At 27.9% G+C, this 12,636-nt stretch carries 9 protein-coding genes; 3 read left to right on the top strand and 6 right to left on the bottom strand.

Annotated elements, in window-relative coordinates; genetic code table 11:
* Positions 1–201: 201 nt before the first annotated feature.
* The 6 genes from ACJJVK_RS09875 to uvrA form a co-directional block, all read right to left on the bottom strand.
* Positions 202–1,854 carry a hypothetical protein gene (locus tag ACJJVK_RS09875; RefSeq protein WP_405565645.1) on the bottom strand — a complete coding sequence of 551 codons (1,653 nt, stop codon included), beginning with the start codon at positions 1,852–1,854 and terminating at the stop codon, positions 202–204.
* A 12-nt stretch (positions 1,855–1,866) separates the two neighbouring features.
* On the bottom strand, positions 1,867–2,541 hold the full coding sequence (locus tag ACJJVK_RS09880; protein ID WP_405565648.1) for a hypothetical protein: 675 nt from the start codon (positions 2,539–2,541) through the stop codon (positions 1,867–1,869).
* Positions 2,542–2,631: 90 nt separating this feature from the next.
* Complete coding sequence (locus tag ACJJVK_RS09885; RefSeq protein WP_405565651.1) at positions 2,632–5,442, bottom strand: aminopeptidase; 2,811 nt, start codon at positions 5,440–5,442, stop codon at positions 2,632–2,634.
* Between the two features lies 1 nt (position 5,443).
* Positions 5,444–6,715, bottom strand: a complete 1,272-nt coding sequence (locus ACJJVK_RS09890; RefSeq protein ID WP_405565654.1) for a T9SS type A sorting domain-containing protein — start codon at positions 6,713–6,715, stop codon at positions 5,444–5,446.
* Positions 6,715–7,422 (bottom strand): TIGR00730 family Rossman fold protein, encoded by a 708-nt coding sequence (locus tag ACJJVK_RS09895; RefSeq protein ID WP_405565657.1) that lies wholly within the window; start codon positions 7,420–7,422, stop codon positions 6,715–6,717. The genes ACJJVK_RS09890 and ACJJVK_RS09895 overlap by 1 nt, the downstream gene beginning before the upstream one ends.
* A 26-nt stretch (positions 7,423–7,448) precedes the next feature.
* Positions 7,449–10,271 carry an excinuclease ABC subunit UvrA gene (gene uvrA, locus ACJJVK_RS09900; RefSeq protein WP_405565659.1) on the bottom strand — a complete coding sequence of 941 codons (2,823 nt, stop codon included), beginning with the start codon at positions 10,269–10,271 and terminating at the stop codon, positions 7,449–7,451.
* Positions 10,272–10,504: 233 nt separating this feature from the next.
* Between uvrA and ACJJVK_RS09905 the strand changes: the two genes are divergently transcribed.
* Genes ACJJVK_RS09905 through ACJJVK_RS09915 form a run of 3 tightly spaced genes read left to right on the top strand, consistent with a single transcriptional unit; the run spans position 10,505 to position 12,626 of the window.
* A complete protein-coding gene (locus ACJJVK_RS09905; RefSeq protein ID WP_215994896.1) occupies positions 10,505–10,723 on the top strand; it encodes a PspC domain-containing protein in 219 nt (72 codons plus the stop codon).
* A gap of 3 nt (positions 10,724–10,726) precedes the next feature.
* Positions 10,727–11,725: a TrkA family potassium uptake protein gene (locus ACJJVK_RS09910; RefSeq protein ID WP_215994897.1), complete on the top strand. Its 999-nt coding sequence runs from the start codon at positions 10,727–10,729 to the stop codon at positions 11,723–11,725.
* Between the two features lies 1 nt (position 11,726).
* A complete protein-coding gene (locus ACJJVK_RS09915; RefSeq protein WP_405565661.1) occupies positions 11,727–12,626 on the top strand; it encodes an SDR family oxidoreductase in 900 nt (299 codons plus the stop codon).
* Positions 12,627–12,636 lie beyond the last annotated feature (10 nt).

Raw genomic sequence — 12,636 nt, forward strand, 5'->3', positions numbered from 1 at the left:
TACTTGTGTTTTGTTAATAAATATGCAATATATATGTTTTTGTTTGAATTTATATGAAAATACCTTTAAATATTGAGAATATTATGTGGTTTTTTAGGTTGAATTTTTATTTTTCCTTCAATGTTTTATTTATTACTGAACAATTAAAAAAGAGATATTATTTTCATAATATCTCTTTTTATTAGTTTTATTAATTATATATTATGGTAATCTGCTGCATAAATCACCTGGTGCTTCAAAATCATCTATAACTATATTGTCAGAATTAAAAGTATAATCATAGAAGTAAACTTCACCATTATAAATAGTACCATATTTTTGAGATACTCCAATTTTAGCACCATAAATAAATCCTCTTCCATTATAAATGTACCCTACAATTCTCCAGCTTGAGTATGTTCTTCCATAATATGTATAAGATTCTTGCCTCCATAAATATAAGAATGGATTTAAAATTTTATCACCACATCTAGCCTGAAACTGTATGTTTATATTTTTTACTAACGGGGTTGTTAAACTTGCTAAACTATTAGCATCAATTGTTACTATATTACTACTACAACCATCAAATTCTTCTGAGGTATATAATAATTTTCTGTTACTATCGTAATACCTGCCATAATATACTTTTATTTTTAAACTTTGATTAGGAGTGTTCTTATATCCATTTGCATTATCTCTAGTTTTAGAAACTTGAATGTCTCTTCTTGAAATTACTTGATTGTTTGATGCATATACAACTTCGTAAGATAACTGATAAAAATTATCGCTAAGGTTTGGTACTTGTGGAATTGATACTGTTAATTTTCTTCCATAATTACATACTCCCCAGTAATGGTAATCTAGATTATACCAAGATAAATGTGTTGTGGTAAATGTAATATTGTAATTACCATCTGAATTCATAGTTACAGTACCTGTTTTATGAAAACTCCACTCTCCTTCATCATTATAAGACCAAATTTTTATTTCATCCCCAACCTCAATGTTATTTCCAGTTTCTGGGTTAATATAATCATTAGGAATTTCCATACTTACACTAATAGGTTTAGAGAAGTTTTTTACTTCTTTATCACCAACAAACATATCTATAGAAGTAAATCCTGCAGTTAAAAAAGCACTATCTTCAATTTCATCTCCATTCTCATCTGTAACACTTAAAGGTTTTAAACCACCAGGAAAAGAAGCAATAGATTCTGGAGTATCTAAGCTAAAATGAGCTACTTCACTTTTAAGATTGTCACCTGTAATATCATTACCGTTAATATCTTGAAACACTGTACCAGCTTCTACTGTAATTTCTGTTTTAGTAGATGCTTTAGTTTTAGGTGTTATTATTGTGTAATTGTTGTCTATGGTGTTGTTTGATAGTGATTTATTGTTTTCAATAAAGTCAATACCTTGTACAGTGTTTAATTTGTTTACAATATTTATAGATTGTGTTACAAGAGTGTCATCTGGAAACATCTCTAAAGGAATTGTGGTTGTTAAATAATCTTCACCACTTACTCTAAGTAATACTTTTAAAGGTGTAGAAGAAGCTTTGTTTGGGTTTACTGCTAGTGCAATGTTTCCGTTAACAACTTTTAGTTTTGATATGTTTTCACCAGAATTTGTAACAAAATTATCAGAATCTGTACCTAATACTTCTACAGTTAATTTATTATTGCCATCTAATTTTTCAGGATTAACAATATCTTCTATAGTAATAATTGCTTCTTGTGTTAATATATTATTAGAGATTTCTATATCAAAATCTTCTGTAATTTCATCAATGCCTTTACAAGACATAATGATTGTAATTGATATTGCAATAAATGCAATGGCTGTTGTTAGTAATTTTCTTGTTTTCATAGTGTTTGTTTTTTAAAATTTGTATGCAATTCTTAGTTGTATTCTCGGAATAAATTTGAAATCTTCTAAAGATTTTTGTAGGTTTTCTTTTTGTGAAGCCGTATTTTCTAATAAGTTTGTTGCGTTAAGGTCTATTTCTGGAGATGAGGTTATGTAAGAGCCAAACTCAATACCAAACCCTAATCTATTTTTCGGAATTGCTCTACCAAAACCTATACCAACATAAGGGGCTATATCTGTCCATGTAACATCTGCTATAATTTGACCTGCATCTTCGTTAGTGATAATTACATCACCAAAAACAATCTCTTCATTATAAGTAGCAACAGCATTTAGGTTTACCTTATTTAATACACCTAATCCAGCTGTTAGTTTAAAAGAAGATTTTTTAAATGGCAAATATTCTATACCAATATCTACAATTGAAACATCTAGATTGGCTAAAATGTCTACGATATCAGATTTTATTTCTACATCTTCTATTTCGAAATCCTCTAGTTTGAAAAAGTGATAAGCTACTTTGGCATTAAGGTGAGGAGTTAATTTTCTTGCATATTCTACACCAAAACCTGGTAAGCCAGCAGAAATGGCTAATGCATTCTTTTTTTCAGGAACTTCTTCTTCTTCTTGCGAGTATGTATTTAAAGCAATAGCAGCAAAAAGAATACAGATAAAGTAATTTTTCATATTCATTTAGTTTTTTGTTTTTATTTTTGTAAAACTAAAGAACAGTGTTTACTTGTGAAATACCTATTGATAGGTATTTTTAAGTTTTGTTTATAAGAATCCTCTTTTAAAGAAATTGTAAATAGAACCTATATCTGCAGTTAAAGTAAATCTAATTTTTTCAGCATAAGCAGGTTGTGAAACTTCCCAGCCATTATTTGAATATAAAGGAAAGTAAATTTCAAAAATATGGTGTACAAAATTAAAACGTATTCCATTATTATATCCGAAGTAAAGTGGGTCATGCTTATTTTTTAAAAATGCTACATCATTATAAAATTCTACCCATCTCCATAAACCAAAACTAGAATTAAAAGCTAGCATATATTGGTTGGCAAATCTTGTTGGTAAAACCGATTTAAACCCCCCTTCTGCAATAATAAATTGCTGACTAAAAAAACCACTATTTTCTGAACGTCCTAAATAATTAAGTTGAAACAAATAGTCATTTGCTCTGTCTAAACCAAAGCTAAAATAATCTCCTTTAGTAGAGTTATTTAAAAATGTACCTGCAAATATTCTAAAATCTAATTGAGTGTTTGATGTTGATAAAGATCTATACCTAATATCCGCAGCAATTTTAGAAAAATTTTGAGCAACTTCAAAACTAAAGTTATATCTAAACTCTTTTATTATGTCTGGATTAACATAGTTGTAATTTACACTAAAAATACTGTAACTATCTTCATCTGTTCTAATAACATCTATGGGGATTTCTTTATCAATGTGTAGTAATTTTGCACCTATTGATTCATAAGTTGCATCTCTTAAATCTTTCCTTTTAAAAATTAAATTTACATAAGGTACAAACGATTTGTAAGCTAAATTTGGTGCGTAATCTGATGTTGAACCAGAGATACCATATAAAATTCTATAAATTTTAGTTTTTTCGAAATATTGACTGTACCTAACAGAAAATGAACCAACAACAGAATTACTCTTTGTTGCGTAAGAAGGTGATAATGAGAATTCTAGGTTTCTTTTGATTAATGGCTGGTTATTTAATTTTATACCTAAAATTAATCCATTATAAAAATTGTAACTAGCATTTGGTTGGTAGAATACTTGATTGTAATATGGGTCTTGAATATCTTTAAACAGGCTAAATTTTAAAGGCTTATTAAAAATTCTATCTTTTAAGCTTTTCCAATTGTCTAAAGTGTTTAATTCTGGGTATAAGTTTTCGTAATTTAGTGCAACTTTATTTATTCCTTCTTTAGGTAAATATACAGTTGCAGTATCATTAACATTTGTAACCCATTTTTTGTGTTTTATGTTTTTATCTTCTAAACCATACAGTAAAACAGGTGTTGTAATGTTTCTTTTATTTTTAATGGTTACAGCTACACTGTCTTCTCTTATAACAACTTTTTTTATAGTGTGATCTATTTTTTTATTTGTATTAATAAAATCATTAAAAAACCAATCTAAATTTTTATCTGTTTTAGAAGTTAGTGCATTTTTAAAGTCGTTACTTGTAATTATTTTTGTTTGATTGTTTTGATAACATTCTTTAATGGTTTTGTTTAAGATACTATCGCCTAAATACCCTTTTAAATATCTAAAAGCTAAGCCAGCTTTATATTTATTGGCTATTTTTCTGTTAAAATTAGATAGAGAATCTGAAGATGTTGTTAATGATTGGTCTAAAAACCTACGAGATATAAATTGATAAATTAAAGGATACTGATCGTTAAAATCTGATTTTGCAATGTAAAACCTTTTAAGAAACCAGGCATCAGAGAATTTACCTAAAAGTTTCTGATTTGGGTAAAACTCATCTATGTATTCCATCATTAAATAGTTCTGTAAACCATCTAAATACCAATTGTCTTTTCTTTTATTTAACAGTAATGTATTCTCAATAAATTTAATGCTTAGAGCTTTAAACATTGTAATTTCTGTTTTAAAATCCTCTGTAAAAGGGCGCAAGAAATTAGGTAGTTGAGTTAAGCCATAAACAGGGTCTTTACGTTGTGTAATTTTATCAACATAAATTTCTTTATGTGGGTATTTACCAAGAAACTTCTCTAAAAATTTAATGTTTTTATTCAAAAGTTTAGTAGCTATTTGGTAATCTATTTCTTCATTAAAAACATCAGTATAAACTGCAATTTTATTGGTTTTGTAAGTTTTTAGTTGATGTTCTTTGTTGATGCCTAAAATTATATCTGTTTTCTTTTTACCAACTAAATAATAGTTAGTTGTATTTTCTTTTTTTGTAACATATTGATATAAATTACTTTCTAAAACATAATCTTCTGGTATGTTTATACTAATTTTAAAATCAGTGGCTTTTTCATATAAATCATTTATGTTTAAATTGCTCATTAATTCCCAGCCATTGTTGTAAACAGCTGGTGTTATGTACCAAAAACGTAAATGATAACCATCTTCTGTTTTGCCATAACCAGTAAATGAAGCATTAGGTATTTTTATTGAATAGGTTATGTTTATCTTAACTGTATCGTTTTTTGCTAATTTTTTTTGAAGTTCTACTTTTAAAATATCAGCCTGGTCTTTAAGCTCGTAAAAGGTAGTTGAATCGAAATTTACAGTTAGGTTTCTAATTGATGTGCTACCTAAATCTTCTTTATCAGCAAAATATAAATCTTTTCTAAAATCTTTAATAAACCTTTTAGATAATGGTGTTTTACGATCTCTAAAACTATTTGCCCAATTGTGTAAATAAATGTTGCTTAAAATTGAATCTGTAGTATTTATAAAAACAATTTCTTGATTTACCAACAACTCATTTTTATCAGTATCTAAGGTAGCTTTTATGTCTATAGAATTTTCTTGAGCGTAAGAAAATGCATAACAAAAACTACAAATAATAAATAATCTTAGATACTTTTTCAAATTAATTTTTTACAAATTTAAGGGTTTTATACGCATCAGTCTTTAAGTAGTAAATTCCCTTAGAAAAATGACGTATATCTATTGTTAATTCTTGTTGATTAATGTTTTTAGTTTGATACATTATTTGCCCAAGCTGATTGTAAATAATAATTGAATTTACATTTTCTTTTAAAGCCAAGGTTATCTCGTTTTTAACAATATTAGTGTTTATAAACGAAACTGGTAAAATGTTTGGAATTAATAATACATTTTCTGATGTTTCAACTTCCATTACAATAGGTAGGTGGTCGCTAAAATTGTATAATGCATTTCTTAATTCTTGCGTAAAAGCACCTGTGCAATTCGTATTACTAACATAAGAATTATAACAGTTTCCATTATTACCAATTGTCTTATAACTGTTATCTACATAATACAAATCAGAACTTGTAGTCAAATTTTTAGACATCATTATAAAATCAAAACGATCATCCATTCCACCTCCAGCACCATCTCCATTTAATTGATAGTTTCTTGTGGCTTGCGAATGTACATCAGCAAAAGAACTATTATTCCAAAAATATGTTGAGTTATAATCATCATCAAAATAATCTTTATCATCATTAGGGAATTCTGGGCAGAGTCTATTTATTGGGTCTACAATTTGTATTGAATTATACTCATCTATCAAAGCTGTAAAACCTTCTTCGTTACTTGTATAAAAATTAAAATCGCCAGCAAAAAGAACAAAACTGTTAGGGTCTAATTGATCTAAATAAGTTGTGAATTCTCTAATAGAACTTAATCGTTTTTGTCTGTTTGTATAACCACTTGATGCTTTTAAATGTGTAACAAAAACCTCTATGTTTATTGGTGTTGTTTCAGAGTTTTCTGTGTTTAATTTAAAAGTGTAATGGTTTATATCTCTAGTAGTTGTAGGTACAATAGTACTTTTTTCTAAAGTTAATTTATCTGAATTAAAATATACCATTTGCAACAAACCTGTAGCAGGAGAGTTACTGTAGTTAAAATCGGCTTTTTTAAATTTACTATTATAAGTTAAAACTGCATTATTAAATAAATAATTAGATGCAGTTTCATTTTTAAGTTCACAAACCATAAATAAATCTGGTTGTATATCTTCTAAAATAGTCTTTAAATATGGTGTTCTATTTTGACTATTAAAATCAGAATTGTAATTTAATAAATTGTAAAACATTGTTTTTACTGTAGTTTGGCTGTTTATTGAAAAGCCATAAAATAAAAGCAAAAAGAGGATGTTTTTTTTAATCATTAAAAGTTCGGTTTTAATTTATACTTAGCGTAAAATTTATTAAAATGTTCTACAGCTTCATCTGCAGTATCTACAACTCTAAACAGATTTAAATCATCTTCGCTAATATTACCTTCTGCAATTAATGTGTTTTTTATCCAATCTAATAAACCAGCCCAAAACTTTTTACCAACTAAAACAATTGGAAAACGACCAATTTTTTTTGTCTGAATTAAAGTAATCGCTTCAAAAAGTTCATCCATAGTACCAAAACCACCAGGCATTACTACAAAACCTTGAGAGTATTTTACAAACATTACTTTTCTAACAAAAAAGTAATCGAAATCTAAACTTTTTCCTGGGTCAATCCAAGGGTTATCATGTTGTTCAAATGGTAATTCTATATTTAAACCAACAGAAAGGCCTTTTCCTCTATTTGCACCTTTATTACCAGCTTCCATAATTCCTGGGCCACCACCAGTTATTACTCCAAAACCATTTTGTGTTAATTTAAAAGCAACTTCTTCTGCTAATTTATAGTAAGGATGATCTGGTTTTGTACGTGCAGAACCAAATATAGATACACAAGGTCCTATTTTACTTAAACGTTCGTAACCTTCTACAAATTCTGCCATTATTTTAAAAATAGCCCAAGAATCGTTTGTTTTTATTTCGTTCCAAGTTTTTGGTTGAAATTTTTCTTTTATTTTTCTGTCTTCGTTAATCATCTCTAAATATTTTTATCAATTTGTAATTAGGCTAATTCCTTTTTCAAAAATTTAGCTGTATAACTTGTTTTGTGTTTTGCTACTTGTTCTGGGGTACCAGTTGTTAAAATTTTTCCACCTTTTTTTCCACCTTCCATACCAACATCAATAATATAATCTGCCAATTTAATTACATCTAAATTATGTTCTATAATTAAAACTGTATTTCCTTTATCTGCTAGTTTATTTAGCACTTCCATTAATACTCTAATATCTTCGAAATGTAAACCTGTAGTAGGTTCGTCTAAAATATAAAAAGTATTTCCTGTATCTCTTTTAGATAATTCTGATGCTAATTTAATTCGTTGAGCTTCACCACCAGAAAGTGTTGTTGATTGTTGCCCAAGTGTAATATAACCCAAACCTACATCTTTAATTGTTTTTAGTTTTCTATGGATTTTAGGTATGTTCTCAAAAAAATCAGTGGCATCTTCAATTGTCATATCTAACACATCAGAAATAGATTTTCCTTTGTATCTAATTTCTAAAGTTTCTCTGTTAAAACGTTTTCCTTGACAGGTTTCACATTCTACTTGTACATCAGGTAAAAAGTTCATTTCAATTACACGAACACCTCCTCCTTGACAAGTTTCACAACGACCACCTTTTACATTAAAAGAAAAACGGCCAGGTTTATAACCACGAATTGCAGCTTCTGGAGTTTTTGCAAATAAACTTCTAATTTCATCAAAAGTCTTGGTGTAGGTTGCTGGGTTAGATCTTGGTGTTCTTCCTATTGGAGATTGATCTATATCTATAACTTTATCAACATTTTCTAAACCTTCAATTTTCTTATAAGGTTTTGGCTTTTTTACACCTCTATAAATATGAGCGTTTAAAATTGGGTAAAGTGTTTCGTTAATTAATGTCGATTTTCCACTACCAGAAACTCCTGTAACACAAATCATTTGGCCAAGAGGAAAATTAACAGAAACATTTTTAAGATTATTACCAGAAGCACCTTTTAGTGTTATGGTTTTTCCATTGCCTTCTCTGCGTTTTTTAGGAACTTCAATTTTTTTTCTACCTGTTAAATAATCAGTAGTTAAAGTTTTGTTTTTTATAATCTCATTATAAGTACCAATACTTACAATTTCTCCTCCATGTTTTCCTGCTCCAGGGCCAATATCTAAAACATAATCTGCTTTTTTCATCATATCTTCATCGTGTTCAACGACTAAAACAGAATTACCAACATCTCTTAATTTTATTAATGAATCTATTAATTTTTGATTATCTCTTTGATGTAAGCCAATACTTGGTTCATCTAAAATATATAAAACACCTACTAATTGTGAACCAATTTGAGTTGCTAAACGAATTCTTTGAGCTTCTCCACCAGAAAGTGATTTAGAGGTTCTGTCTAAAGTTAAATAATCTAAACCAACATCTAATAAAAACTGAATACGAGTTCTTATTTCTTTTAATATTTCTGATGCAATTGTAAGTTGTTTATCTGATAAGTTTTTTTCGATTGTAGAAAACCAAGAAGCTAATTCAGTTACATCCATTTGTGCTAAATCACTTATATTTTTATCAGTAATTTTAAAATGTAGCGCTTCTTTTTTTAATCTTTTTCCACTACAAACAGAGCAAGTAACTTCATCCATAAAACCTTTTGCCCAACGTTTTATGCTTGTGCTTTCTGCATTTTTATATTGGTTTTCTATAAAAGCAACAATACCTTCAAAATCAATTTTGTAATTTCTAGTTACACCAACAGTTTTAGATTCAATTTTAAATGTTTCATTACCACCATTTAAAATAATTTCTAAAGCTTCTTTGGGTATATCTTTAATAGCATCTGTTAATTTAAATTGATAACGTTCTGCTATATTCTGAATTTGTTTAAAAATCCAACTACTTTTTTGTTCACCTAAAGGTGCAATACCTCCATTTTTTATAGAAATTGTATCATCAGGAATCACTTTTTTTAAGTTAATTTCTTGAGTAATACCTAAACCATTACATTTATTACAAGCTCCTTTAGGTGAGTTAAAAGAAAAAGTGTTTGGCTCAGGATTTGGATATGCAATTCCTGTTGTTGCACACATTAATTCTCTACTAAAATAACGAGGATTATTGTCATCAATATCAATAACCATCATTATATTATTACCAGAATATAATGCTGTTTTTATAGTTTCGTCTAATCTTTTTTCTGATGATTTATTTACCAAAAGGCGATCGATTACAACTTCAATATCATGCGTTTTATACCTGTCTAAACGCATTCCTTTTTCTATTTCTCTTATTTCTCCATCAACCCTTACTCTAACAAAACCTTGTTTAGAAATTTGTTCGAATAATTCTCTATAATGTCCTTTTCTAGATTTAATTAAAGGCGCTAAAACTGCAACTTTTTTATTGTCAAAATCTTTTAGAATTAGCTCTTTTATTTGTTCATCAGAATAGCTTACCATTTTTTCGCCAGTATTGTAAGAGTAAGCATCAGCAGCTCTTGCAAATAATAATCTTAAAAAATCGTAAATTTCTGTAATTGTACCTACTGTAGAACGTGGACTTTTATTAGTAGTTTTTTGTTCTATAGAAATTACAGGAGATAAACCATCAATTTTATCTACATCAGGTCTTTCTAAGCCACCTAAAAATTGTCTGGCATAAGCAGAAAAAGTTTCTATATAGCGTCTTTGGCCTTCAGCATAAATAGTGTCGAAGGCTAATGAAGATTTTCCACTACCACTTAAACCAGTAATTACAACTAGTTTTTCTCGCGGAATTTTTACATCTATATTTTTTAAATTATGGGCTCTTGCTCCATAAACTTCAATATATTCTTGGTCTTTCAAAAAAATGGAATTTTTGCAAAGATGCAAAGTTAATCAATCTGTATTACTTTTTTATTAAAAAGCAACTATTGCCTAAATTAGAATTAATATATTTTCAAATTCATAGTTTAAATCACTTTTCTTAACGAATTCTAATTTTTAATATTAAATTTTTATCAAACTTAATTTTAGTGATTTTAAGATAAATCATCTCAATATACTATCTTGCATTTAAATGTTTAATAATAAATTGTATGCATTCAATTCGTCATTTTTTTGAAAGACATGGTTTTGGGGTTTTTTCTAGGCTAGCAGATAGATTAGGTATTAGAGCCAAAAATGTACGTATATACTTTGTTTATGTAACTTTTTTTACTGTTGGTTTATCTTTTGGGTTGTATTTAACTTTAGCATTTTTGATGAAGCTAAAAGATTTAGTTTATACAAAAAGAACTTCGGTTTTTGATTTATAATTTATGGGATTTTTAGCATCTAAGATTTATAAGATACTGTTTTTAGTAGTTTCAATTTTAACTGTTGGAACTGTTGGTTACATGCTTTTATCTCATTATTCTTTTGTTGATGCACTTTATATGACTGTTATTACTGTAACAACAGTAGGTTTTGGTGAGGTGCAACCTTTTACACCAGAAGATAAGATTTTTACAATTTTTTTAATTTTAACAAGTATTACTATTTTTGGTTATGCAGTTTCAGCATTTTCAGAATATTTAGTTAGCGGACAATTTTTTGAACATTTTAAACATAGAAGGGTGGAAAAACAAATAGCACATTTAGAAGGGCATACAATTGTTTGTGGTTATGGTAGAAATGGAAAACAAGCAATTGTAAAATTGCAAAATTATCGTAAAGACTTTGTTGTTGTAGAAAGAGATAAAGAAATGATTGCTTTATTAGATGAGCAAGGTTTGTTAAATATTCATGGTGATGCAACTATGGATGAAACTTTAATAAATGCTGGTATACATAAAGCTACAGCATTAATTGCAGCATTACCATCTGATGCTAATAATCTTTTTATTGTTTTAACAGCCAGTCAACTAAATAAAAAATGTAGAATAATTAGTAGAGCTTCTGATGAAAGTTCTTACAGTAAATTAAAAATTGCTGGGGCAGACAACGTAATTATGCCAGATAAATTAGGTGGTAATCACATGGCTTCTTTAGTAACAACTCCAGATGTTATAGAATTTGTAGATCGATTAACAATAGAAGGTGAAACAACTGCAAATTTAGAAGAGATTGATGTAGATGAATTGCCAATAAAATATATAGGCAAAACTATTTTAGATTTAGATTTAAGAAAAAAAACAGGTTGTACAGTTATAGGTTTTAGAAACCCTGATAAAGATTATATAATAAACCCAGATGCTGGTTCAGTTTTAATAAATGGTTCTCACTTAATTGTTTTAGGTAGGCCAGAACAAATAACAAAACTCAGACAGTTATTTTAAAATGAATAAAGTTATTATTACAGGTAGTAATGGATTGTTGGGTCAGTCTTTACTAAAATTATTACTACAGGATAAAGAAAATTACGAAGTTTTTGGATTTTCGAAAGGTAAAAATAGAAGTGGAAGAGAAGATTTTACTTATGTTTCTATTGATATTACAAACAAAGAAAACCTAAAAAATACTATAATAGAAATTAAACCTGATTTTATAATAAATACAGCTGCAATGACACAAGTTGATGCTTGTGAAAATGATAAAAAAGCTTGCGATCTATTAAATATTACTGTTGTAAAATGGTTAACTGAGGTTTCAATAAAAATAAATGCACATTTAATTCATCTTTCTACTGATTTTATTTTTGATGGTAAAAAAGGATATTACAAAGAAACAGATACGCCAAACCCATTAAGTTATTATGGTTTGTCAAAATTAAAATCAGAAGAAGTATTATTAGATTCAAATATCAATTATACAATTCTAAGAACCATTTTAGTTTACGGAAAAGTATTTGACATGAGTAGAAGCAATATTGTACTTTGGGTAATAAGTATGCTAAAACAAGGTAAAGAAATTACAATTGTAGATGATCAATTTAGAATGCCAACCTATGTAGATGATTTAGCCTTAGCTTGTAAAATTTCTATGGATAAAAAAGCGAAAGGTATTTTTCATATTTCATCAAACAAATTATTAAGTGTTTTTGAGATTGCACAACAAATTGCTGAGGTTTTTAATCTAGATAAAAGTTTAATAAAACCTATAACTACATTAACCTTAAATCAAACAGCACCAAGACCAGCAAAAACAGGTTTCGATTTGTCAAAAACAAATAAAGGGTTAGAGTTTTATCCAAAATCATTTAAAGAAGATTTGCACAGATTTAAAGAAAAGTTAATGTAAAAATGACATT

Origin of the sequence: Polaribacter sp. Asnod6-C07, from assembly GCF_045063625.1 — a bacterium.
GTDB lineage: Bacteria > Bacteroidota > Bacteroidia > Flavobacteriales > Flavobacteriaceae > Polaribacter > Polaribacter vadi_A.